We start from the raw sequence: 24,508 nt of genomic DNA on the forward strand, positions 1-24,508 counted from the left end.
GATGACTGAGCAACCAACCCCCTGGCAGCTCTACCCCCGGCTGCTCCTCCGTCGGGCGGGCTTCGGCATCGACCTGTTGACCGCCCTGGCCGACGAACCGACGCGAGAAGATGCCGCGCAGTACCGGACGGCGGCGAAACAGTTCGGGCAGTGCCGCACCGATTTGATCGAGGGCATCGCCCGGGTCGTCGCCCGAACCGATCGGCAGTCGGACCGGTCCCGGCTTCGGGCGCTGTCCCGGGCCCGCAGCCGGGCGGGACGCGGCCTGTCGGTGAACCCCGAACAGCTGGACCCGGATCTCGTTTGCGCGGCGGCGGCCTACGGCACGGCGCAGGCCGAACTGGAGCAGGCGGGCCAACGGCTGACCGACGTCCTCGCCCAGGAGGCGTTGCGCCGACCGGAGCGGGTGCGCGCGCTGCTGACCGACGATCGGGTCTGCGACGCGTTGCTTCAGCTCTCACCCTCGTTCTACGGCGAGGTCCTACGCTGGCGGCAGGGGTGGGCCACCCGGGGCGCCGGTGCGAACCGGAACCGGGCCAAGGACCGCGCCTTCTACCGCCGCGCCTACCTCTACGGCCAGCGCCTAGCCGCGAAGAACGAGACGACAAGTTTCTTCGGCCCGCTGGTGCACGGACGGATCGACGACACGGCCGATGGGATCGGGTTGGGCCCCGAGACCGGGTCCGGGGTCCACACCACGGAGGCGCAGACCGCGTTCTGGGCCGTGTGCGAGCTGGCCCGCAACCTCGGCGCCGATCCCGCCGTCCGCGACCAGCTGCCGGTGACTTGGGTGCCGGCGTGCCGCCGACGGGCGGAGGCCGAAGCCGGAACCGGCACCGTGCAGACCAGTGCCGGGCGGCGGATCCGGCTCTCCGGCACCCACTGGCGACTCGTTCGCGACGTCAACGACCACCGTTCGGTACGGGACCTCGCGGACCTCGCCGGGATGAAGGTCGCCGAGGCACGCGCGGTCCTGGATCGGCTGCGGCAGGTCGGCGCGGTACGGCTGTGGCCCGAACCGCCGTCCACCACCGCCCGTCCGCTGGACTGGCTGGTGGGCTTCGCGCAGCAGCATGCCGCCGGCACCGAGTGGCCGGCGCGGCTGCGCGAACTCGCCGCCCTGGCGGACCGGTACGCAGCCGCTGCCGGACACCACCGACGGGCGGCCGTGCTGGCCGAAGTGGAGGCGGGTTTCTCGGCGCTGACGGCGACCGACGCCCGTCGGGCCGGTGGGCAGATGTACGCCGACCGGTTGGTGGTGTCGCTGGACGCCAAGGGCGACCAGTCTCCGGTGGTGGTCGGCGGCGACGTCGCCCGGCGCTGGGAGGAGCAGCTCACCCCGGTGCTGGATGTCGCGGCCCGGTACGGCGAGCTCCAGCAACAGGTCGCCGCGCAGCTGTGCGCCAGGGTCATCAGCGAGACGGGGACCGGTTCGTTGCCCTATGACGAGCTGATCCGCCGGGTGCTACCAGCGGTTGAGGCGGGGGAGCTGACGGCGCTCGCCGGCCCGGTACGCGAGTTCACCCAGACCTACACCGAGCTGGTGCGCACCGCCCTGCGCGGGCAGGAGGCCCGGTTGTCCACCGCCGCCCTGGCGACCCTGGCGCCCAGCCCGGGTCGGGACCGGTTCGTCAGCCCGGACCTGATGCTGGAGCGGCAGCCGGACGGTACCGACCTGCTGGTCCTAGGCGAGCTGCACCCGTACGTCTTCGCCTGGGGTTCGCAGGGGCTCTTCTGCGACGACCAGGAGCGGATGCTGGCCGACTTCACCGCGGGGCTCGAGCCGTGGGGCGGCCCCGACCAACTCGCCACGGTCATCCGTCGACGGCGGCACAAGGGCCTGGTCGCCGACTGGTTCCCGGGACGCTTCGTCGAGGTCACCTCCGTGGCCACCGACGACCGGAAGCGCACCGTGGCGCTGGCCGACCTGACCGCCGTACTGGTCGACGGGGTGCCGCGGCTACACGCACCCGACGGTGAGCTGACCCTCTACGCCGGCGAGGACGACCACGTCCACCTCCGGGCCTTCGCCGCACCGGGCGTGGCCCTGCCCCTGATCCGATTCGGTGACTTCGCGCCGCGGATCCGCGTGGGTGAGGTCATCATGCAGCGGGCCCGCTGGTGGTTCAGCGCCGCTGACCTCGGCGTCGCCGAGGTCCGGGACACCGCCACCGCGTTCCTCGCGGTGCAGTCCCTACGCGCCCGGCACGGACTGCCCCGCTTCTGCTTCGTCTCGGCGGCGCACGAGCCCAAGCCGGTCGGTGTTGACCTCGACAATCCGCTGGCCGTGGACGCGCTGCTGGCGTTGACCCTGGCCGGCGACGGGAAGGTCTCGCTGGCCGAGATGCGGCCCGCGCCGGACGCCCTGTGGCTACGCCACGGCGACAGACCCGTGACCGCCGAGTTCCGGATCGCTATGAGAAGGGCTTCGTCGTGACCGTCCCCACCAGCGCCGGCCCGGCCGACCCCAGCTGGGAGCTGCTGCCAACCCTCGTACTGCGCAGCGCCGGCTTCCCCTGGCAACTGATCGAGTCCCTGACCTATCGACAGACCGCAGCGCTGCTCGGCGAGTTGGCCGTCCTGGAACGTAGGGCCGCCGAGGTGGCCGCCCGGATGCGAGCTTCGGCTCGCCTCACCCGGGGCCAGCAGAGCAAGCTACGCAACGTCCGCCCACTGCCCCCGTCGGACATCTTCGACCCCGACTGGCTCGCCGAGTGGAACGAGATCGCCGAGCAGGCGACGCGGACCCGGGAGCAGCTGGAGCCGACCGTCGCGGCGGACGCGGCGACGGTCAATGCCGCGCTCACGGAGATCCGGACCGACCCGCGGATCAACGACGCCATCGTCTGCTCCTCCCCCGCCGTCCACCGCGATCTGGTCCGGGGGGCGACCGGGGGTCGGATCCGCCGCCAGCTCGCCGCGTACGCGCAGCGGCTGGCGGCGAAGAGCGAGACGATGAGCTTCTTCGGGCCGATCAACTACGGCCGGGTGGACGCCGACTCGGAGGCGGCGACGACGCTGTCCTGGGCGGGCCACCGGGAGATCCGGGTTCGGCAGGCGCACTGCGCCGCCCGGGTCAACGACGCCGTCCAGACGATGATCGTCGACGATGACTCGTTGGTGACGCACCTGGTGCCCATCCGCAAGACCACGGCACGTCCGCCACGCCGAGACGACCCGGCGGCCGAGCTGATCCGGGCGGTGGACGGCGACCGTACGCTCGCTGAGCTCGCCGCGGCCGGCGGCGCGGAGTTGACCCGTACGGTGGGGCTGTTCCGCGCGGCCGTAGCCAAGGGGGTGCTGACGCACTCCTGGTGCCCGCCGGCGACGACGGTGGATCCGTTGCGCTGGACCCTGGAGCGGATCGACGAGGCCGGCGCCGAGACCGCCAGCCGCGCGGCGGCCGTCCGGTCGCTGCTGGTCAAGGTGCTCGACCTCCTCGACAGCTACCCCTGGACCGCGCCGGAGCGCAAGCTGGCCATCCAGGCCGAGGTGGAGTCCCTGCTCCCCACCGGTGGACCGACGAACCGCAGCCGCTTCTACAACGACCGGGTGATCATCCACGAGGCCGCGGTGGGTACCGCCCAGCTGGAGCTCCGTGGCCGGCTCGCCCACGACCTGCGGGCGGCGGCCGCCCCCGTACTCGACCTGCTCGCACATGAGGCGGAGCTGACCCGGGTGCAGACCAACCGGGCGGTGGCGCGGCGGCTCGGCCCGGGCCGCACTCCGCTGCTGCGAGCGCTGAGCGCCTGCGCGGACATGTCCATCGAGTACGGCGGTCAGCTCAGCACGGAGCTGGCCCGCGTCGTCGGCGAGGCCGGACCGGAGGCGAGCGAGCTCGACGTCGCCGGTCTGCTGCCCCCGGTGCCCGCACCCACCGCACCGGTTCTGTGCTCCATCGACGTCCTGATCGGCACCGCCAACCTGGCCGACTACGACCCGGGTACGACTCCGTTGGTGCTCGGCGACATCCACGACGCGGCGCTGCTCACCCCGTGGGCCCTTCAGTTTCATCCGGATGCGGCGGCGCTGCTGGACGAGCGGGACGCCGCCGTCCGGCGGGCCCTCGGTGACCAGACAGCCGTCAACGTGATCTCTCGACGGACGACCGGACTGCCGCCGCTGGAGTTCCCCGGCGTCGTACTCGAACTGGGCGGCTCCGCCACCGCCGGTCGAGACCGGATCGGTCTGGACGAACTCTGGCTCGACAGTGACGGGGAGCAGGTGGTGCTCCGGGGAGCCAGCTTCCCCGGGCAGAGCCTGCTGTTGCACAACGGCGAACTCGACACCGCGGTGCACACCGCGCTCGCGCTGCCCCGCATTCGGCGCGCTGTCCTCCCGACGCTGCCGTACCTGCCCCGACTGCGCTGGGGCAACGCGGTCTTCTCCCGGCGCCGCTGGCTGGTGCCGAGCGCCGAGGTACAGCCGTTGCTCCGCGGCCAGCGGGACCTGGACCTGCTGCTCGGTGCCGCCCGGTTGGTCACCGAACGCGCCCTGCCGAACCGTTTCTTCGTCAAGTCGCCCGCCGAACGCAAGCCGGTGTATGTCGACATCGCGAGTCCCGACCTGTTGAAGGGGATGGCACGGCTGGCGGCCACCGCCGACCACCTCGCCGTCACCGAGGCCCTGCCCGCGCCGACCGACGCCTGGCTTCGCGACGGTGAGCTGCGGTTCGCCTCGGAGCTGCGCTGCGTCTACCTGCGGGGTGGTGGACAGTGACGCGCCGGGTGCTCCTGCCGCCCCTGTACGACCTGAGCCTCGAACCGATCCTGGGGCCCGGAGACGAGCTGTTCGACGCCAACGCCGAATTCCTCGACCGGCTCTGCGCTCCGGTGGGCCTGCGCGCGTTGGCCGAGTCCGCGGCGCGGCCGACGTCTGGTGTGGCCACCGCCGAGACGGCCACCAGGGCACTCTTCGCGGCGGGCGCCGCGACGATCCTGGACCGTGGGCGCTACGACTGGGGCCGGCTGCGGGCGATGGGGCTGGCCCTGCGGCTGACCGCCGAAGCAGATCCGACGATCCGGTTGGCCGTGGACGATGTCGAGCTGGTCAACGGCACCACCGAGTCGGGCGCCGACGTGGTGTCCGCCGCGGCCGGGACCGCCCTGTTCGCGCCGGAGTCCGACCGGGCCCAAGCCTGGGCACCGGGTGCTCGGGTGCACCTGCTGGTCGAAACCGACCAGCAGCTTCCGGCCGCCGCCGCGCTGACGGTGGCGCTGGGTTCGCACCGGGTCACGCTCTGCGGGCGGTTCGCCGCCGCGCACCGGAAGGCGCTCCGCGCACTCGCACCGTTCGCCGGCGCCGAGTTCGAGGACTGGACGCCGTCCTGGCGCCTGCGGCGGGAGTGGGCCCCGGCGGGCGAGGACATCCGCTGGGTACGCGACGCCCACCAGTGGCACCCCGGGCGGCCCTGGGCGGGTTGGCTCGCCCCCGAGCAGGCCGTGCTGCTGCCGGCCCGCGCCTGGCGGGACTGCCGCGGGGTGGCGCTGACCGTGGCCCGCTTCTCCGCCTGGTCAGCGGTGACGGGGGTGAGTGGCGTCGACACCGACCTGGAGACGGTACGCCGGCTCGTCGGCGACGACCGGCTGGCCGTCGAGTTGCTGGTCGGCGCCCCCGGGCTGGACGCCGAGGCGACCACGACCGCCGCCCGGCGGCTGCGTTCCGGGCCCGGACCCCGGTTGGCGGGTCTGAGCCCGTTCCGGCTGACCAGCCGGAACGGTCCCCGCAGCTCGACGAGGTGGGGCGGGGTTCCGCTGACCCGACAGGACTCGCCGCGACACGATCTTCCGCGCTGGGACCGTTTTCACGGGCCGGGGTCGCTCGACGACGCCGACCGGCAGCGCATCACCAGCGCCCTGACCGCCGAGCTCGGCGCCGACACCGAGCTGTATCCGGGTCGGCTCGCCTGCTGCGCGCTCGCGTCCGGAGGCCCGCCCCCCGCCACGTGGGAACCCTCCGCCACGGTCGTCGAGGCCAGCGGGGCCGGGCCAGATGGGCGCGGACCCGGATCCTTCGTGGTGAACCTACGCACGGGTAGCGCCTTTCGGCTGCACCCGAGACTGACGCCGGTCGTACGGCGGTTGGCGAGCGGCGACGCCGCCGTCTGGCAGCACCTCAGTGACACGGTCCGTACAAAACTGTCCGGTCAGCTGGTCCGGGCCGGGGCGATCCGGAGTCCACAATGACTAGAAACTGGCGTATTGGCCGCGAGTTCCTCGTGCGCCACGCGGGAATGCCGTTCGACTGGCTGGAGGAGTTGGGCGCCCCCGGCGACCTGCTGGAACTGGCCGACGAGGTGGTTCGGCGGGAGGATGTCCTGCTGGCCAGCGTCTCGACGCACTTCACTGGCGATCGAGCCGCCGGGATCCGAGCCGACGTGCTGCACGGCCGGATCGACCAGCTGCCCCGGTCCGCCGGGCCGGACTGGCGGACGGCGGTCGACGCCTGGGGGGAGGCACTGGCCCAGTACGTCCGCGCCTACCAGGCAGCGGACGAGCAGGTCGGCAAGGAACTCCGGGAACTGCTGGCGACGTCCCAGGTGTCCGAGGCGGTCTTCCTGTCCAACCCGGACGTCCACCGCAACATGCTGCAACCCTTCTTGGCGTACCAGGGTGCCCTGAACTCACGCTGGCGGCGGGTACGCCGACAGATGTACACCTACGTGCAACGGTTCTGCGCCAAGAACGAAACCGTCAGCTTCTTCGGCCCGATGGCGTACGGCACGGTGGGCGCCGGAGGCGACGCCCAGCTCCGCCGAGACGTTCCCCGTACCCGCCGGGTGTTTCTGTCCCACTGGGCGGCGCGGGCCCTGGCGTTGGCCATCGCCCGGGACTCCGCGATCCTGCCGCACCTCCGCTTCCACCGCACCGGCCGCGGCGCCGACCCGGGCGAGCCGATCCTGGCCCAGGTACTCCCGGGCGGCACGACCGTGCGGCAGCTGATCCAGCACTCGGGCCGCCCCGCCGTCGAGGTGGTCCGGATCCTGATGAAGCTGGTGGCGACCGAGCACCTCACCATCGGGCTCGGTGGCGGCGACTACGACCTGGACCCGCTCACGACGCTGCGCGAACAACTCGCCGCGCTGCCGGCCACTCCCGCCCGCGACCAATGGCTCGACCGGCTCGGCGATCTCGCCGCGCTCCTGGCGGAGCTGGGCGAACAGCCGCTGGAGCGCAAGGTCACCACGGTTGCCACAGTGGAGGCTCGATTTACCGAGATCACCGGCAAACCGGCCCGCCGGGGCGCGGGCGCCGCCTACGCCGACCGGGCGGTCTTCTTCGAGGAGTGCGCGTCCCCCTTCTCCCTCACCATCGGGGCCGACCTGATCCGACGCTGGGAGGAGCAGCTCACCCCGCTCCTAGAGGCCTGCGTCACGCACGGTCACGCCACCCAGGCCGCGGCCGCCGGGGCCGTCCGGGAGAGCTTCGCCGGCAACGGCCAGGACCTCGAACTGAACCTCCTCGAGTACGCGACCCGGGCCGCCGCGGACCAGTCCGACTCCACCAGCACCTACCAGGCGACCTACGCGCCCAGCTACCCGGGTGAGGACTGGCGGTCCGAGCTGGCCCAGCTCATCGACCAGGCCAACGCCCTCACCGGCGGGCGGTACGCCGTCATCGACCTCTGCCCGGCGGCGGCGGACGTGGCGGGGCTGGACGGGGCGCCGTTGGTGCTGTCCCGCGCCCACCACCACCTGCTGGTCGACAGCTGGCTCGCCACCATGCACCCGGATCCGCGACGGTTCGGCGCGGCCGCCGCCGAATGGGTCGCCCGACAGGCTGACGACCTGGTCGGCCTCGACCTCGGTCGCCGGAACAAGGGCTACTACCGATTCCCGGGCCGGGAGGTCGCGATGCGTCCGCTCTCCTGGACCGACGAGGGCCGAGCGGACCTGCTCAAACCCGAAGACCTCCGGGTCTCCATCACCGCCGACACGGTCACCCTCCGGGACCCGGACGGTCGCACCGTCATGGCGTACGTGCCGCTCAGCGACTTCGTCAAGTACGCGCCGCTCGCCGCACTGTCACACCCGCAGGTCCTGCACCCCACTTTCCGCGCCGCCACCGGCGGTGCGCTGCCCGAGGTCGTACTGGGGGCGGTGACCCTGCAACGCGCCCGTTGGCGGGTACCGACCCAGACGTTGGCCGCAGCGGAGCCGCACACCCGGTTCCTCGGGCTGCGTCGGCTGGCCCGCGATACCAACGTCCGGTTCCTCTTCGGCCGCAGCGCCCACGAACGCAAGCCGTACCTGATCGACCTCGCCTCCCCACTCGCCGCCGACCTGGTCAACCACATCACCCGCGGCTGCGACGAGATCGACGTGGAGCGGATGGCACCGGGACCGGAAGGGCTGTGGCTCCGCGACGCCGAAGGACGGCGCTACACCAGCGAGCTGCGGATGCAGGTCGTCGGCGAAGGCGGGCCAGCATGACGCCGACGATCTGGTTCAGCGAACACTCGCTGCGGCTGCGGGTCGACGTCCGACCGGACGGCTCGTTCCCGACCCAACGCTCCACCGCCCGCGGGATGAGTGTGGAGCGGCACCTCGGGGACGGCTGCACCGACCACCGGTTCACCGACGGCGACGCGCTGCTCGGGACTGGTTACGCCGGGCTGGCCGCGCCGGCCGCCGACGCCCTGCGCGAGGTACAGGGCCGACCGGTGTTCGAGGTGACGGCGCAGCACCGCGCCCTGCTCACCGCGATCGCCGCCGAGACCGGCGCCGAACTCGTTCTCGGCGTCGCGGAGCAGCACGTCGCCGCCGGCGACCCGGAGCAGGTCCGCTCCACGCACCGCTTCGTCGCGACACTGCTGCTCACCCTGACCGGCGACGACGGCACCCGGCACACGCAGTCGGTTCGGTGGAATCCGACCGACGACCCCGGCACGCTGGCGCTGGCAGCGCGGCAGACCGCCACCCAGATGCGCGGCCGGCTCGGTCTGCCGCTGGCCGAGGAGCTACCCGCGAACGCCGACCTCGTCCTGCTGCCGGGGTTCGCCGGCGCGTTCTTCCACGAGCTCGTCGGGCACCCGATGGAGGCCGACGTCGTCGCCTCCGGCACCAGCTACCTGGGGCAGCAGCTCGGGCACCGGGTCGCCCCACCCTGGCTGTCCATCTTCGACGGCGGTCACCTCGCTGGCGGCGGCTACCGGAGCGCCTTCGACGACGAGGGCGCCGACTCGGTGACCAGCCGGCTGATCGACCGGGGGGTGGTTGGCCGGCCAATGAACGATCTGGCCCTGGCCCAGCGCCTGAACACCACCAGAACCGGTCACGGACGCCGACAGAACTACCGCCACCCGGCGATCCCCCGCATGACGCACACCGCGGCGGTACTGGAGCCCGGCGTCGAGGTCGAGGAGCCGGCCGGGGACTGGATCGCTCCCCGCGGGCTGCGACTGGAGATGATGAACATCGCCTCGGGGGCGTTCGTCTTCCACGCGCCGATCTCCGTACTGCACCGGGCCGACGGCACCACCGCCCGGCTCGGCCCCCTCCGCATCGCCGGCGACGGCGCGCGGGCGCTGGCGCGGCTACGGCCGTACGCACACCAGGTCGCCGGATACCTCCGGGCCACCGGTGGCTGCGGCAAACTTGGCCAGTACCCGGTCCTGGTGTCCTTCGCCAACGCCGGCCTCCGGCTCCCCGCAGGATCGGTCGGGATCCGGGCGGTGCGTCATGCCTGAGCTTCGACTGCGCGCCTCCGGGCTGCTCACCCCCACCTCCGCCGGCCCCCGGCTGACCGTGTCGCTGGATCTCGTGCAACTACGCCGGGACGCCTCCGGACGGGTGCTCGGATCGGTTCGGGTGGACGGACCCGCCGCCGACGCGGCAGCCAAGAACGTGGCGCTGCTGCTCACCGACGCCACCGCCCGGATCGGCGGCGCCCTCGACGGGCTACAGAGCGCGGTCGCCACGATCCACGAGTGGCGAGCCGATGCCGACCTGCCGGTCTCGGGCCGCAGCGACCTGCTGGCCCGGGTCGAGACGGCGGCCGGGCCGGTCGTACTCGGCACCGCAGGTCCCGGCACACCGTTCGAGTTGGTGTCGGCCGTCGCCGGGCAGGACCTGGCGGCGCTGGCACACCCACCGGCCGCCGAACCACCGGCGGGCTGGCGGGAGCGCCCGCTCATCCTGCGCCCCGCTCCCGCGGCCGTACTCGTGGCCGGCGCGGCATTCTCCCTCTCGTCGCGCAAGGGCCGACGGAGCGCGGCGCAACTCGCCGGGCGCCGGGTACTCCCCGCGCTGACCATCCGGGATCTCCCCGCGGTGCCCGCCGGGTACGACCGGGACGACCTCGGTGACCCCGCCGAGACCAGCACGCTGGTGGACGCCGGCCGAATCTGTCCCCCCGGGCGGTGGCGCGACGGGGTGCCGCCGGGCCGGGCGGTCTGGGATCACGACGCCGCCGCCTGCGGTCCACCTCCGGTCGTCCGGCTCGAGCTCGACGGGCCCGATGCGGTCACCCCGCCGAACGCGATCGAGCTGCAGTGGTGTGTCGAAGGGCTCCAGCGTTACCACGGCGACGGCACGATCCGAGTCCACTGTGTAGCCCGACCTCTGGACCACCCCGAGGAGAGCTTCGTGGTCGTGCTGCACGGCAAACCCATCCACCTACTCCGTCACACCCACGGTCTGACGGGCCCCCGAACGGCTGTCTACGGCGACAGCGACGTGACCACCCGCTCGCTGGTACTAGCCAGCGCAGCCGAACTGGAAGGTGCCGGACATGCAGTCGTTACCGTCAACTCCTGACGTCGCCATCGTCGGCGGCGGCATAGTCGGTGCGTGCCTGGCGGAGGAGTTGAGCAGCCAGGGCGCCTCGGTCCTGGTGCTGGACGCCGGCACGGAGCCCGGACACGCGACCCATCGCGCGGCCGGCGTGGCGGTGCCCTCCCTTCGCTACCTGGACGACCGGGAGTTCTACTCCTGGCTGCGGAACGCGAAGCGGGACCTGGACGCGGACGTGGCCCGCCTGGAGCCGGAGTTCGGCACCTTCAGCGTGGCACGGCCGATTCTGCGCGCCCTGCGCCCGCAGGACATCGACACCTACGGCCACCTGTTGGCGGAGGCGGGGTCCGGGGTGCAGGTCAGCGGCGACGACCTCGCCGCTGTCGCGACCGGCCTGAAGCTCCCCACCAGCCGGCACTACCTGTACGCCGAGAGTGGGCTCATGATCGACGGAAGACGGTACCTGGCCGCGGTCCGCGGCCGCTGCCAAGAGCAGGGGGTCGACTGGCGACAGGGGTGCCAGGTACGCGAGGTACGCGAGGACGGGCACCGGGTGGTGCTCCGTACGGACCAGGGGGCGCTGCACGCCGACCGGGTGGTGATCGCCGCCGGCGCGTGGAGTTCCGGCACCGGGCTGGCCGAGTCCACCGGGATCCGGCCGCAACGCGGTCAGATGGTGGTGTTGCGCACCGACGAGAAGCTGACCAGCATCCTCTCCTCCGCCTACTACCTCGCCCCGGGGGTCGGCGACGACATCCTCGTCGGCGCCACCGAGGAGGACGCCGGCTTCGCCGACCACGTCACCACGCAGGGCGTCGGAGCGCTGCTGCGGTTCGCCACCGCCGCCATGCCCAGCCTCGCCGCCGCCGTACCGCTGGAGCTGCGGGCGGGACTGCGGCCGGTCTCCGACACAGGTCGGCCGCTGGCCGGGGCGCTGCCGGGTCAGGACCGGATCTTCATCTCGGCCGGACACGCCGGTCACGGGCTGCTCTCGGCCCGTACCACCGCGAAGGGGATGGCGGCCGGGCTGCTCGGCGACGACTGGGACGCGCTGCCGTACCGGATGTGCCCGACACACGCCCAGGGAGGCACCGCGTGATGCGCATCGACCACGTGATTCTCGGCGCCCGCACGATCGCCCCGCTCCGGGAGTTGCTCTGGGAACGGCACGGCTTCGGGATCACCGACGGCAGCCCCAACCCGGACGGCACCGCGAGCTGGGTCGTGCCGTTCGACACCCCCGACGTCCAGTATCTGGAGCTTCTCGTCACCCACGACGAGCGGGAACTGGGTAGCACCGACTTCGGCCGGGCCTTCCTGGAGCGGACCGCGGACGGGCCGGCCTTCCTCAACTGGGCGGTACTCACCGACGACATCGCCGGCACCGCGCAGCGGGTGGAGCAGGTCACTGGCGCCGACCCCGGCCTGCTGCGGGGCGAGTCGGTACGCGCCGACGGCCAGCGGGTGCCGTGGGCGGAGGCCGCCTTCGACCTGTCCTGGCGCAGCCGGGTGCTGCCGTTCTTCCTGAGCTACGGCAATCCCGCCGACCGGGCGGATCGGGTGGCGGGTGACCTACGGGCAGCCGGGCACCGGGTGCGGCCGACCGCACTCGCGGGGCTGGTGACGGGCCCGGCCCGAGAGCGGGGCTGGGCCACGGAGTGGCCCGGCCTGGCGGGGCTCGCGGTGACGGTCCACGACGACGCGGGCCCCGAGATCACCGCGGTCCGGGTCGAGACCGGCGCGGGCGACACGGTGGTGCGACTGCCATGAGCCGAAGCCGATCCGCTCGTGGCCGCCCACCGCTACCGTGGGCTCGCCGTCGACGTACCGCGCGCCCGGTGCAGGTCCAACAGCCGCTGGCGGGCCGAGGGGTCCTGGGCGGCCTGGGCGGCGGTCCAGGCCAGCGCGACCGCGCCCTGCAGCAGTGCCCGATCAGCACCGGGGGCCACACAGGCCGCGGCGAACTCAGGCTGGTGGTTCACCGCGTCACCGCTGTCGATCCCGATGCTCGGATGCAGGCTGGGCAGGGCGCGGCTCACGTTGCCCATGTCGGTGCTGCCGGTGGGCAGCTCCCGCTCCTGCACAGGGGAGACCAGCGGGCGGCCCAACTCGGTAGCCGCCGAGCGGTAGGCCTCGGACAGGAAGGGGTCGTGCACCAGTTCCGCGTAGGCGGGGGTGGCGCTGACCTCGTGCGTGCAGCCGCTGCCGACGGCGCCCGCGGCGAAGCAGGCCCGGATCCGCGACTCCAGCCGGCTCAGAGACTCCATGTCGGCCGCCCGGAGGTTGTAGCGGGCCCGGGTGTGCGCCGGGACCACGTTCGGCACGTCACCGCCACGGGTGACGATGCCGTGCACCAGCTGGCGCGGCTCGAAGTGCTGGCGACCGACCCCCACCGCGACCTCGGCGATGGTCAACGCGTCCGCGGCGTTGACGCCCAGCTGCGGTGCGAGCGCGGAGTGGGACTCCCGCCCGGTGTAGGTGACCTCCAACTCGACCAGTGCCAGCGGGCGAGGGGTGCAGTTGTCCTCCGGCGCGGGGTGGACCAGCATGGCCATCGAGACCTCGTCGAAGACCCCGGCCTCCAGCAGAGTGATCTTGCCGCCCCCGTCCTCCTCAGCGGGCGTGCCGACCACCACAACCGTGAGGTCGAGCTCCGCCGCGACCTCCCGCAACGCCAGGGCCGCGCCGACCGAGGACGCGGCGATGATGTTGTGCCCGCAGGCGTGACCGAGCCCCGGCAGCGCGTCGTACTCGGCGCAGAGCCCGACCACCAGCGGACCGTCGCCGAAGCGGGCGGTGAAGGCGGTGTCGAGGCCGCCGACGCCGAGCTCCACCTCGAAGCCCTCGTCGCGCAGCAGACCGCTCACCTTGGCCGCGCTGCGATGCTCCCGGAACGCCGTCTCCGGCTCCGCGTGCAAGCTACGCGACAGGGCGAGCAGGCGGTCCTCGGCTTGGTCAACAGCGTCGGCACACCGACGCCGGACCTCGGGGCTGAGCCTCATCCGCGGCATGTTCCCTCCCGTCGCACCGGCCGGGCCGCGGTGCCGTACCCGGCTCCTTCCGTTCCTACCCGAGCCGGCAGCCGAAAGCGAGACCAGTCAGGAGGCTCGAGATGGCAGCACTGACCTGGACGGTGCCGGCCGGGCGGGGAGAGTTGACCGTCGAGACCGTACCGTCGGCGCTGCTCCGCAGCACCGGCTTTCCGGTCCAGCTGGTGGCGGGGCTCGCCACCACGCCCCTCATCCCCGCGGCCGACCGGGTGTTCGCCGCGGAGCAGGAGATCGAGGCGGCCCGGGTCCACTTTCTGCACGAACACTGGCCCGCCGCGCGCGAGGCCGTCCGGGAGCTCGAGCCCCGCCAGCGATCCCTGCGCGCGTTGCAGAGCTGTCGCCGGCGGATCGAGGCGGGGGCGCGGCTGGACGAGCGGGGCAGCGAGATCCTCGCGGCCACCGGAGTGCCAGGGTGGGCTTCGCGGTGGAACACCCTGGTCGACACGCACGCCGCGCACCTGGCAACGGCCCGCGCGGAGTTCGACGCCGCGCTGCGCCAGGCCCGGCTGCGCACCGCGCAGGCCGCCAGCTCCGATGCCTTCCGGCACGCCGTGTTCGTGTCGAACCCGGGCTTCTTCCACGCCGCGCTGCGGACGCCGCCGCTGGAGCACCCCGGCTGGGACAACTCGGCGGCGGGTGCCGACCTCCCGCGGGCGCTGCGCCGCCGGCTGGACACCCTGCATCGCTACCTTCGCCGCTTCGCCACCAAGTGCGAGACCGTCTCCTTCTTCGGCCCGGTGCTGTTCAGCAACCTGCGCCCGGAACAGGACCAGGCAATCCGGGTCGGGACCCCCGGGCCCGAGCGCGTCGTGGTGGAGGCCAGCGCCTGGCTGGTCGAACAGCTCCGCGAGCAGGCCGCCGGCGAGACTCCACTGCGTACCCAGCGGGCCTGGCCCAGTCCCCTGTTCCGCCAACCGGGTCCGGAGCACGTCCTGGAACGGGTTATGGACGGCCGCCGCTTCACGGTCGCCGCCGCCGCGCTGGCACTGTGGCAGGCGGCGGCGGCCAGCCCCGGAGCCCGCCTGGCCGACCTACTGGCCGCCACCGGCACGACAGACCAGTCCGACGAACGCCTGGCACGGTTGGTACGGGCGCTGGGGCCGGCGCTGACCGTCTCGCCCTGGCGCCTCCCGGCCACCGAACTCCACGCATTGACCCGGCTTGCCGACGAGCACCCCACCCCCACGGTTGTCGAACTCGCCGACTGCCGGAACAGGTACGCCCAGGCGGGGTGGCCGGACCGCGTACCGCAGCTCGCCGCGGCGCAGCAGGCCAGTGCCCGGGCCGGTGGGGACGCCTCCCGCAACAGTGGACAGCACTACGCTGATCGGGAACTGTTCCACGAGGACAGATCCAGTCCACTGAGCGAGAAGGTCAGCCTCGGCGCGCCCGTCGTCGACCGCATCCGTCAGGTTACCGAGGCCGCCTTCCCGCTGACCTTCCTGGCCGCCCTGCTCGCCCGCGAGGACGCCCGGGACGCGCTGTGTACCGCACTGCGAGGCACGTCGGCCCCGCTCGCGGCCCTCGCCGCCCGGGAGATCCCCGCCCGAACCGATCGGCGGGACCAGCTGGATGCCATCCTGCACGAGCTGATCACGAAGGCCGTCGGAGACCTGACGGTGGTCGCCGACCGTCCACCGGTCGTCGATCTCGACCCACACGTACTCGCCGACGCCCTCGCCCCGTTGTGGGACCTGGTCTCCCTCGACCCGGACGACGCCTGCCTGCCCAGCCCCGACCTGATGGTCGTCGGCCCGGACCCCGCCACCGCCACCTGGGTGCTCTCGGAGCTGCACGACGACTGCAGCTCCATCTTCGGCGGGCTGGAGCGACCTCTGCACAGCGATCCGGACGGGCTCTGGGCGGACTTCGTGGCCCGGGTCGAGCAGGCGGTGTCGCCGCGGACGGCCGCGACCATCGTCTCCCGCCGCCGCAGCGCCCACGTCACCCCGGAGCTGCCGGGGGTGGCGATCGAACTCAGTGGCCTGTCGGGCAAGGACCGCACCGAGGTGGTACCGATCGCCGAGGCCCACGTCCCCGCCGCGGCAGACGCCGTCCTGATCGAGGGCGAACGTCGGCTGCTGTGGCCGGGAGACCTCTCCTCCACCCTGCACCGGGCGCTCTCCCGCCCGGCGCTCGGCCCGGTCCCGATCGACCTCGGCAGCTACACGCCACGCATCGTCGTCGGCGGTGTCGTGCTGCAACGCGCCCGGTGGCGGGTACGGCTCCCGGAACGCGCCGACGACGCGTACGGGCAGTGGTTGGCGCTCCACCGCATCCGGGCGCAGCACCGGCTGCCGCGCCACGTCTATGTCCGACATCCCGCCGAACCGAAGCCGCTGTACGTCGACTTCGCTGACCCGATGGCGGTGCTCGACCTCGCCCGTCTCACCTCGGCCGACGTCGTGGTCTCCGAGATGCTGCCCACGCCGGAGCAGCTGTGGTGGCGCCCCAACGACCAGCCGCACTGCGCCGAGCTCCGCCTCGGTGCGGTGGTACGACCGACGGCCTCGACCGGCGCGGACGAGGACGATGCCGTCCCCCACCACCCGTAACCACCACAACCAGAGAGAAGATCATGACCGAGAAGAGCAGCCTTACCGCGCAGGTCCGGGACGCCTACGACAAGTCCGCCGACCAGTACGACTCCGCCGGCCAACTCGTCTTCCACCCACTGGGCAAGATGGTCGCCGACCGGCTGGAGCTCGCCCCGGGTGAGCGGGTGCTCGACCTCGGCTGCGGCCGGGGCGCCTGCCTGTTTCCCATCGCCGCCCAGGTCGGCCCCGAGGGTTTCGTGCTCGGCATCGACCAGGCGCCCGGCATGGTGGAGGCGTGTGGGGCCGACCTGGCGGCCCGCGGGCTGGCCGACCGGGCCCAGGTCCGGCTCGGTGATATCCAGAGCTTCACCGTTGACCAGCCCTTCGACGCGATCAGCGCCGGTATGGTGCTGTTCCTGCTACCGGCGCCGCAGCAGGCGTTGGCCGCTGCCGCGGCGGCGCTACGCAGCGGTGGACGGCTGGTCGCGACGACCTTTCCCACGGAGAACGGCCGACTCGCCGCCGGCTGGGAATCGGCGGAGATTCTGGCCGAGGTGCTGTCCGCCCATCTCCCGGAGGGCGTGGACGATCCGTGGCGGCTGGTGCTCGGTCTCGGCGGGCCGCTGGTCTCCGAGGAGTCGACCGCCGCAGCGGTGCTGGCGGCGGGCTTCTCCGATGTCGAGATTCAGCACGTACCAGCGAGGTCCCGATTCGAGTCGATCGACGACTACCTCGCCTGGACCTGGACGGTCACCCCGCGCATGCAGTGGGAACTGGTACCGCCGGAGCGGCGGACCGAGGCGACCGATGCGGCCCGGACCGCGTTGCGGAGCCTGGCGGGCTCCGACGGTTCGCTGGAGTTCTCCTGCCCGACCCGGACGATCCGCGCACTTCGTTGACCGGCGACCTCCCCTGACCGGCGCCCTCCGGTAACCGGCATCGTCCGCACACACCCACCCCAGAGTACGAAGCCGAAAGGTACGAAGACATGCGTAGCGAGTTGATCCGACCGCTGTCCGAGCTACTCGGCGGACACGCCACCCAGCGCGGAGACAAGATCGCCTTCGCCGACGGTAAGCGTGGCGTCAGCTATGCCGACCTCGATCGGCGGACCGCTCGACTGGCCGGACACCTGGCCGCCCTGGGGTTGGCGACCGGTGGGCGAGCCGTGATCCTGATGGGTAACAGCGTCGAGGCGGTGGAGAGCTGCCTCGCGGTGATCCGGGCCGGCGGCATCGCGGTACCGCTCAACCCACAGGCATCCCCAGCGGAGATCGACTATCTCCTCGCCGACGCCGAACCGACGGTCGTCGTGTGCGACCCGGCCCGCTTCGACCAGGTGGGCCGGCGGCACCGCCCGGGTCAAGCAGCACGGATTATCTGCACCGGCGAGGCCGCGGCGGTGGATCACACCGCAGCAGCGCCGGTGAGTTACGAAGAGCTGATGGGCACCGAGCCGAGCGGACCGGTCCCGGACGAGGCCCCGCTGGACGACCCGGCGTGGATGCTCTACACGTCCGGGACCACCGGCCAACCCAAAGGGGTGCTGTACTCGCTGCGCAGTTCGCTGTGGCTGGTGGCGGCGGGCCATGCACCGGTGCTGGGGCTGTCGGAGCAGGACCGTCTGTTGTGGCCGATGCCGCTGTTTCATGGGCTCGGGCAGAACCTCTGCGTACTCGGGGTTACCGCGGTCGGCGCGAGTGCGCGGCTGATGAGCGGCTTCGCGCCGTCCGAGGTCCGCGACCTCCTGCGCGCCGAGGCCATCACGTTCCTGGCCGGGGTGCCGACCACCTACCACTACCTGCTGGACCAGGGCGTCGACGCCAGCACCGACCTCTCCGCACTACGACTCGGTTTCGTGGCGGGATCGGCGAGCGGCGCCGCGCTGGGCAGCCGCTTCGAGGAGGCATTCGGTGTCCCCCTGGTGGACCAGTACGGGTCCTCCGAGACCGGCGCCATCACCTCGAACCGGCCGTACGGGGAGCGGGTCCCCGGTTCGGTCGGGCCGCCGCTGCCCGGCGTGGACATCCGACTGGTCGACCCGGACACCGGTCAGGACGTGCCGCCCGGAAAGGAGGGCGAGGTTTGGGTCGCTGGACCGAACCTCATGCTCGGCTACCACCGGCAGCCCGATGCCACCGCCGCGGTCCTGCGCGACGGCTGGTACCGCACCGGGGACCTTGGGCGATGGGACGCACTGGGACACCTGAGCCTGACCGGCCGGCGCAAGGAGCTGATCATCCGTGGGGGCGAGAACATTCACCCCGTCGAGGTGGAGGAGGTGCTGCGTACCGCCGCCGGGGTCGCCGACGTGGCGGTGGGCGCCGAGCCACACGATGTGCTCGGTGAGGTCCCGGTGGCCTATCTGGTGCCGGGCCTTAAGGGGGTGGACGCGGCGGCGGTCCTCGCGCACTGCCGGCGACTGCTCTCCTTCTTCAAGGTTCCGGAGAAGCTCTACACCATCGAACGCGTTCCACGGACCAGCACCGGCAAGATCACCCGACACCTGCTGGCGGCGGCGAGTCCCCAGCTGCTGGCGATCGCCTCCCCGGGTGGCGAGCCCGACGAGGCCGGGCCGACCGACGGTACGGAGTGGGCGGCACAGTTGCGGGAGATGCCGCCGAGCGAGCGAACCCGGAACGTCCTGGAGCTGGTTCGCGCCGAGGTGGCCCGCACCGTGGGGCTGGACGCCGCCGGTGAGATCCGACCGGACCAGCCCTTCGTCGACCTCGGGCTCGGCTCCCTCGCCGTCGTCGGGGTTGGTCAGCGGCTCTGCGCGCTAGTCGGGCTGCGGCTGCCGGCGACCATCGTCTTCGACCATCCGACGCCCACCGCCTTGACGGCCCGGCTGGTCGCCGAGGTGAGCGGAACGAGCGCACCGGCCACACCCACCGCTGCCCCGGAGCGGGCCGGCTGGGCCAACGCCGACGAGCCGATCGCCATCGTCGCGATGGCCTGCCGCTTCCCGGGCGAAGTCGAGGATCCAGACCAGCTCTGGACGCTGATCGCCGAAGGACGGGACGCCACCTCGGAACTCCCGGAGGACCGGAACTGGCCACTGGACACCCTCATCGACCCGGACCCGGACCACCTCGGCACCAGCTATGTGACCCGGGGCGGGTTTCTCGCCGACCCCGCCGGCTTCGACGCCGCCTTCTTCGGGATCAGCCCGCGGGAGGCCACCGCGATGGACCCACAGCAGCGGATCCTCCTGGAAATCGCCTGGGAGGCGTTCGAGCGCGCCGGAATCGATCCCACCCAGATGGCCGGCTCGCCGACCGGGCTCTTCATCGGCACGAAGGGGCAGACGTACAGTTCCCTGGCCACCGCGGCCTCGGAGTACGAGGGCTACCTGGGCTTCGCCACCTCGGGCAGTGTGCTGTCCGGACGCGTCGCGTACACCCTCGGGTTGGAGGGTCCGGCCATCACCGTGGACACCGCCTGCTCGGCGTCGTTGGTGGCGCTTCACCTGGCCTGTCAGTCGCTGCTCTCCGGGGAGTCCCGCCTCGCCCTCGCCGGCGGCGTCACGGTGATGGCCACCCCCGACGATCTGATCACGTTCAGCCGGCAGCGCGGCCTGGCCGCGGACGGCCGGGTCAAGGCGTTCGCCGCGGCCTCGGACGGCACCGCCTTCGGCGAGGGTGCGGGGGTCGTGCTGCTGGAACGCCTCTCGGACGCGCGCCGGGCGGGACGGAAGGTACTCGCGGTCATCCGGGGCAGCGCGGTCAACCAGGACGGCACGTCGAACGGACTCACCGCCCCCAACGGCCAGGCCCAGCAGCGGTTGATCCGGCAGGCCCTCGCCGCCGCCCGGCTCGGCCCCGCCGACATCGACCTGGTCGAGGCGCACGGCACGGGAACCGCGCTCGGTGACCCCATCGAAGCCGAGGCGATTCTCGCCACCTACGGGCAGGGGCGGGCACCGGAGCAGCCGGTCTGGCTCGGATCCGTCAAATCCAACATCACCCACACCCAGGCGGCCGCCGGTGCTGCCGGCCTCATCAAGGTCGTACAGGCGATGCGCCACCAGACCCTCCCGGCCACGCTCAACGTCGACCAACCATCGCCGCACGTCGACTGGACCTCCGGCCAGGTACGCCTGGCGACCGAGCCCCGACCCTGGGCGGTGACCGGCCGGCCCCGGCGGGCCGGGGTCTCCGCCTTCGGGATCAGCGGCACCAACGCCCACGTGATCGTGGAGGAGAGCCCGATTGAGCCGCCGGTGTCGGCGAACGTTGCCGAGCACCGGAGCCCCGCCGTCGTGCCCTGGCTGCTCTCCGCCAAGTCGCCGGCGGCGCTGCGGACGCAGGCGGCCCGGCTGGCCTCGATGACGCGCTCCGCGCCGGAGCTCAGCCCGGTGGCCGTGGGCCGCGCGCTGGCCCGCTCGCGCGCCAGTCTGGACCATCGGGCGACCGTGGTGGGTACGGAGACCAAGCAACTCCTGGCCGGCCTGGAGGCCCTCGCCTCGGGTACGCCGTCAGCCGCGCTGACGATGGCACGGGCGGTGCCCGGTCGGGTCGTGGCCGCGCTCTTCACCGGCCAGGGCGCGCAGTACCAGGGCATGGGCCGGCACCTCTACGACAGCTTCGACGTCTTCGCCGACACGCTGGACGAGGTCTGCCGTCATCTGACACCGGAGGTACGGTCGGCCCTGCTGACGCCCGCCGAGGCGACGGACGACGAGTCGATCCACCAAACCGGTCTCGCCCAGCCGGCCCTCTTCGCGCTGGAGGTCGCCCAGTTCGCCCTGCTGCGTTCTTGGGGGGTGCACCCGAGCGTGCTCGCCGGGCACTCCATCGGCGAGCTCACCGCGGCGCACGTGGCCGGGGTGCTCTCGCTGCCGGACGCGGCCCGCCTGGTCAACGCCCGGGGCGCCCTGATGCAGGCACTGCCCCCGGGCGGGGCGATGCTCGCGGTCAAAGCCACCGAGGAGGAGCTCCTGCCCCTGCTCGCCGGGGAGGAGGGGCGGATCGGAATCGCCGCGATCAACGCCCCCCGGTCGGTCGTCGTCTCGGGCGACGAGGAGGCTGTGACCGCGCTCGCCGCCCGGTTGGCCGAGCACGGCCGTCGGGCCACCCGCCTCCGGGTGAGCCACGCTTTCCACTCTGCGCACATGGATCCCGTCCTGGACGACTTCCGTGTCGTCGCCGAGTCGCTGACCTACCGGCGACCGACCATTCCCATCGTCTCCACCGTCACCGGCGCGGCCGCAGGTGCGGAACTACTCACCCCGGACTACTGGGTCGGGCAACTCCGCCAGCCGGTTCGCTTCGCACCAGCGGTGGACGCGATCCGTAGGCAGGGGACCGACACCTTCGTCGAGCTCGGTCCGGACGGGGTACTGACCGCGCTGGTGCGGGAGACCCTCGGTGCGGACGAGCACCACGCGGTGTCGTTGGGCCGTCGCGGCCGGTCCGGCGCCGAGGTCGCTGCGCTGGGCGCCCTGCACGCCCTCGGCCTCCCGGTGGAGTGGGAGGGTTTCTTCCCACCAACCGGCGGACCCGAGGTCGACCTGCCCACCTACCCGTTCCAACGACGGCGCTACTGGCTCCCCCCGGCCGCCGTACCGTCGCCCGCCAGCGCGAGCCCGGCCCCCCGCGAGTTGCTCAATGGGGCTGACTCGCCCCGCCTCCCAGGGGTCACCCGGCGGTCAACCGACACCATGCCGTCCGCTGGTGCCACACCGGCGGCGGGCGGCACGCAGTCGGCGGGCGCCATGCTCGCGGCTCGACTCGGCGCGCTGGACGAGGAGGAGCAGTTCCTGGAGCTGGTCCAGACCGTCAAGACTCTGGTCGCCGCCGTACTCGGTCACGCCGACCCGGACGAGCTCGACCCGGACGAGTCCCTGCTGGATCTGGGCTTCGACTCCCTCACGGCGGTGGAGCTGCGCAACCAGATCCGCGACCTCAGTGGGGTCAACCTCCCTGCCTCGCTGGTCTTCGAATACCCCACCGTGGCAGTCCTCGCCGATCACCTGCTGGGCCGGGTGCTCCGCGCAGCCGACGACGACGAGGAGCGGGTGGACTTCGCCGCCGAGGTAACCCTGGCCGCGGACATCGTCTGCGCGGATGAGGTGCTCACCGCCGCCGCTGAGCCCCGCGAGGTCCTCCTCACCGGTGCGACCGGCTTCCTCGGCGCGTTCCTGCTCCGCGACCTGATGCGGAGCACGAACGCCGTGGTGCACTGCCTCGTTCGGTCCACCGACGAGAAGCCGGCACTGGACCGGCTGCGGGACAACCTCGAGTGGTATCAACTCTGGGACGAGATCGATCCGAGCAGGTTGTCCGTGGTGGTCGGCGACCTGGCCGCCCCTGGGTTCGGCCTGTCGACGCAGCGGTACGACGAGCTGTCCCGCCGGGTCGACGCGGTCTACCACGCGGCTGCCACCGTCAACAGTCTCTACCCCTACGCCTCGCTGAAGGCGGCGAACGTGACCGGCACCGAGGAGATACTGCGGCTGGCCGCCCGGCATCGCAGCGTTCCGGTCCACCATGTGTCGTCAACGGGTGTCTTCTCCGCCGAGGTCGTACCCGGGGTCGCCCTGAAATCGTCCGACCCGCCGGGGCCCGCCGCCGCTCTCTCCTCCGGGTACCGACAGACCAAGCTGGTCGCGGAGCAGATCATCGAGATCGCCCGGGAACGCGGGCTACCGGTGTCGATCTACCGGGTCGATGAGATCTCCGGCGACTCGGAGCTGGGCCGCTGCCAACGGCACGACTTCGTGTGGCTCAGCATGAAGGGCATCCTGCAGGCGGAGGCGGTTCCGGCCGACCCGGCCGGCATCTTCCACCTCGTGCCCGTCGACTACGTCAGCTCGGCGATCCTGGGGTTGTCCCGGAACCCGGCCGCCGTCAACCACAACCACCACCTCGCCAACCACACGCATCTGCCGTTCGCCGAGATGATGGGCGCGCTGCGGGCGCGCGGCTACCGCCTTGACGAGTTGGGCTGGGACCCCTGGGTCAGGCGGGTGCGATCCAACCCCGAGAACACCATGGTGGCGATGATCGACGGCTTCGAGTCCACCATCTACAGCGGACGTAACCATTACCTGACGGTCGACACCGCCGAGACCCGCGCCCTGCTGGCCGGGACCGGCATCGACTGCCCGCCCATGACCCAGGACCTGTTCGAGAAGTACGTCGACTTCTTCGTCCGGGTGGGCTACTTCCCGCAGCCGGGCGCACACCCGGCGGCGGCTTCCGCTGGCGGTCGCCTCCACATCCGCCCGGCGACCACCGCCGACCTGCCGCGGTTGGCCCAGATCTGCTATCAGGCATTCGAGGACACCAACGCCGCGCTGGGGCTACCACCGGAATGGTCCTCCGAGCAGGCGGTGCTGGAGATGCTCCAGGGACGACTCGCCGCACCGAGCTGCGTGTCTGAGGTCGCGGTCGATGCGACGGGCTCGGTGGTGGGCTCCAACTTCCTGGTGCTGGGTGAGGAGGTGGCCGCCATCGGACCGTTGAGCGTCGCCCCTGACACGCAGGGAGGCGGGGTGGGCCGGAAGCTGATGGAGTCGATGATCGCCGCCAGTGACCGGCTTGGCTGGCCCTCCGTGCGTGGCGTCCAGGTTACCAACAACACGTGGGGCTACCGGCTGTACTCATCGCTCGGCTTTGTGCCGCAGGAACAGCTCTCCCTGATGGTGGGGTACGCCCCGCCGACCCCCGGCAACATGGCGGGCTTCGAGGTGCGTCCCATGACCGAGGCGGATGTTCCGGGCTGCCAAACGCTGTACCGCAAAATCAACGGACATTCCCGGGACAGTGAGATCCACATGGCAGCCAAGCGGGCCTTCGAATGGTCGATGCCGTACGTGGTGCTGGACAAGTCCACCGGTGAGCTCTCCGGCTACACCACCGGCCTGGCCGACCTGGGCCACCTGATCGCCACGTCGGAGGCGGCGGCGCGGGCGCTGTACGCCGGGGCAGGTGAGCTGATGCGCCGCCAGGACCCCAACGGCCTGGCCCCCCGGCTGCGCATCCCGGGCCGGCTGGCACCGGGCCTACTCAGCTGGGCCGCCCGCACCCGAGGGGTCTCGCTGCTCCGCCTGGAGACCCTGATCTCGCTGGGCAGCTACACCACACCGGAGGGCGGGGTGTACTGCCCCGGGCTGTCCTACTGAGATCTCACTGGGGTCAGCTCGGCCCGGGAGGGGCGTCGGGGCGGCTCGTGAAGCCGCCCCG

Annotated in this window: 12 protein-coding genes; 11 read left to right on the forward strand and 1 reads right to left on the reverse strand. The window is 72.4% G+C overall.

What is annotated here, in order from left to right; all coding sequences use genetic code 11:
- The first annotated feature begins 1 nt into the window (after window position 1).
- From SALPAC2_RS0108405 to SALPAC2_RS0108440, 8 genes are read left to right on the forward strand one after another with little or no spacing between them, the layout of a single operon-like run.
- Window positions 2–2,437 carry a lantibiotic dehydratase gene (locus SALPAC2_RS0108405; protein ID WP_018216216.1) on the forward strand — a complete coding sequence of 812 codons (2,436 nt, stop codon included), beginning with the start codon at window positions 2–4 and terminating at the stop codon, window positions 2,435–2,437.
- The gene (locus tag SALPAC2_RS0108410; protein ID WP_018216217.1) at window positions 2,434–4,719 is read left to right on the forward strand and encodes a lantibiotic dehydratase; all 2,286 of its coding nucleotides are present in this window, start codon (window positions 2,434–2,436) and stop codon (window positions 4,717–4,719) included. Before SALPAC2_RS0108405 ends, SALPAC2_RS0108410 begins: the two co-directional genes overlap by 4 nt.
- On the forward strand, window positions 4,716–6,185 hold the full coding sequence (locus tag SALPAC2_RS0108415; RefSeq protein ID WP_018216218.1) for a hypothetical protein: 1,470 nt from the start codon (window positions 4,716–4,718) through the stop codon (window positions 6,183–6,185). The genes SALPAC2_RS0108410 and SALPAC2_RS0108415 overlap by 4 nt, the downstream gene beginning before the upstream one ends.
- Window positions 6,182–8,431 (forward strand): lantibiotic dehydratase, encoded by a 2,250-nt coding sequence (locus tag SALPAC2_RS0108420; RefSeq protein ID WP_026184539.1) that lies wholly within the window; start codon window positions 6,182–6,184, stop codon window positions 8,429–8,431. Before SALPAC2_RS0108415 ends, SALPAC2_RS0108420 begins: the two co-directional genes overlap by 4 nt.
- The gene (locus SALPAC2_RS0108425; RefSeq protein ID WP_018216220.1) at window positions 8,428–9,687 is read left to right on the forward strand and encodes a metallopeptidase TldD-related protein; all 1,260 of its coding nucleotides are present in this window, start codon (window positions 8,428–8,430) and stop codon (window positions 9,685–9,687) included. Before SALPAC2_RS0108420 ends, SALPAC2_RS0108425 begins: the two co-directional genes overlap by 4 nt.
- Window positions 9,680–10,756: a hypothetical protein gene (locus SALPAC2_RS0108430; RefSeq protein WP_018216221.1), complete on the forward strand. Its 1,077-nt coding sequence runs from the start codon at window positions 9,680–9,682 to the stop codon at window positions 10,754–10,756. Before SALPAC2_RS0108425 ends, SALPAC2_RS0108430 begins: the two co-directional genes overlap by 8 nt.
- Window positions 10,731–11,831, forward strand: a complete 1,101-nt coding sequence (locus SALPAC2_RS0108435; protein ID WP_026184540.1) for an NAD(P)/FAD-dependent oxidoreductase — start codon at window positions 10,731–10,733, stop codon at window positions 11,829–11,831. The genes SALPAC2_RS0108430 and SALPAC2_RS0108435 overlap by 26 nt, the downstream gene beginning before the upstream one ends.
- Window positions 11,831–12,502, forward strand: coding sequence for a VOC family protein (locus SALPAC2_RS0108440; protein WP_018216223.1), 672 nt, complete (start codon window positions 11,831–11,833; stop codon window positions 12,500–12,502). Before SALPAC2_RS0108435 ends, SALPAC2_RS0108440 begins: the two co-directional genes overlap by 1 nt.
- A gap of 32 nt (window positions 12,503–12,534) precedes the next feature.
- Here SALPAC2_RS0108440 and SALPAC2_RS0108445 read toward each other — a convergent pair whose 3' ends face one another.
- A complete protein-coding gene (locus SALPAC2_RS0108445) occupies window positions 12,535–13,743 on the reverse strand; it encodes a M20 family metallopeptidase (RefSeq protein ID WP_018216224.1) in 1,209 nt (402 codons plus the stop codon).
- 101 nt (window positions 13,744–13,844) lie between these two features.
- Between SALPAC2_RS0108445 and SALPAC2_RS0108450 the strand changes: the two genes are divergently transcribed.
- From SALPAC2_RS0108450 to SALPAC2_RS0108460, 3 genes are all read left to right on the forward strand, one after another.
- Window positions 13,845–16,337 carry a lantibiotic dehydratase gene (locus SALPAC2_RS0108450; protein WP_018216225.1) on the forward strand — a complete coding sequence of 831 codons (2,493 nt, stop codon included), beginning with the start codon at window positions 13,845–13,847 and terminating at the stop codon, window positions 16,335–16,337.
- Between the two features lie 23 nt (window positions 16,338–16,360).
- Window positions 16,361–17,218, forward strand: coding sequence for a methyltransferase domain-containing protein (locus SALPAC2_RS0108455; protein WP_018216226.1), 858 nt, complete (start codon window positions 16,361–16,363; stop codon window positions 17,216–17,218).
- Between the two features lie 89 nt (window positions 17,219–17,307).
- The gene (locus SALPAC2_RS0108460; RefSeq protein ID WP_026184541.1) at window positions 17,308–24,447 is read left to right on the forward strand and encodes a type I polyketide synthase; all 7,140 of its coding nucleotides are present in this window, start codon (window positions 17,308–17,310) and stop codon (window positions 24,445–24,447) included.
- Window positions 24,448–24,508: the final 61 nt, after the last annotated feature.

Source organism: Salinispora vitiensis (genome assembly GCF_000378825.1).
GTDB lineage: Bacteria > Actinomycetota > Actinomycetes > Mycobacteriales > Micromonosporaceae > Micromonospora > Micromonospora vitiensis.

Coding starts and splice junctions, on each gene's coding strand:
- SALPAC2_RS0108445 (WP_018216224.1), bottom strand. CDS start 13,743: ATGCCGCGGATGAGGCTCAGCCCCGAGGTCCGGCGTCGGTGTGCCGAC.
- SALPAC2_RS0108420 (WP_026184539.1), top strand. CDS start 6,182: ATGACTAGAAACTGGCGTATTGGCCGCGAGTTCCTCGTGCGCCACGCG.
- SALPAC2_RS0108430 (WP_018216221.1), top strand. CDS start 9,680: ATGCCTGAGCTTCGACTGCGCGCCTCCGGGCTGCTCACCCCCACCTCC.
- SALPAC2_RS0108455 (WP_018216226.1), top strand. CDS start 16,361: ATGACCGAGAAGAGCAGCCTTACCGCGCAGGTCCGGGACGCCTACGAC.
- SALPAC2_RS0108450 (WP_018216225.1), top strand. CDS start 13,845: ATGGCAGCACTGACCTGGACGGTGCCGGCCGGGCGGGGAGAGTTGACC.
- SALPAC2_RS0108405 (WP_018216216.1), top strand. CDS start 2: ATGACTGAGCAACCAACCCCCTGGCAGCTCTACCCCCGGCTGCTCCTC.
- SALPAC2_RS0108440 (WP_018216223.1), top strand. CDS start 11,831: ATGCGCATCGACCACGTGATTCTCGGCGCCCGCACGATCGCCCCGCTC.
- SALPAC2_RS0108460 (WP_026184541.1), top strand. CDS start 17,308: ATGCGTAGCGAGTTGATCCGACCGCTGTCCGAGCTACTCGGCGGACAC.
- SALPAC2_RS0108425 (WP_018216220.1), top strand. CDS start 8,428: ATGACGCCGACGATCTGGTTCAGCGAACACTCGCTGCGGCTGCGGGTC.
- SALPAC2_RS0108435 (WP_026184540.1), top strand. CDS start 10,731: ATGCAGTCGTTACCGTCAACTCCTGACGTCGCCATCGTCGGCGGCGGC.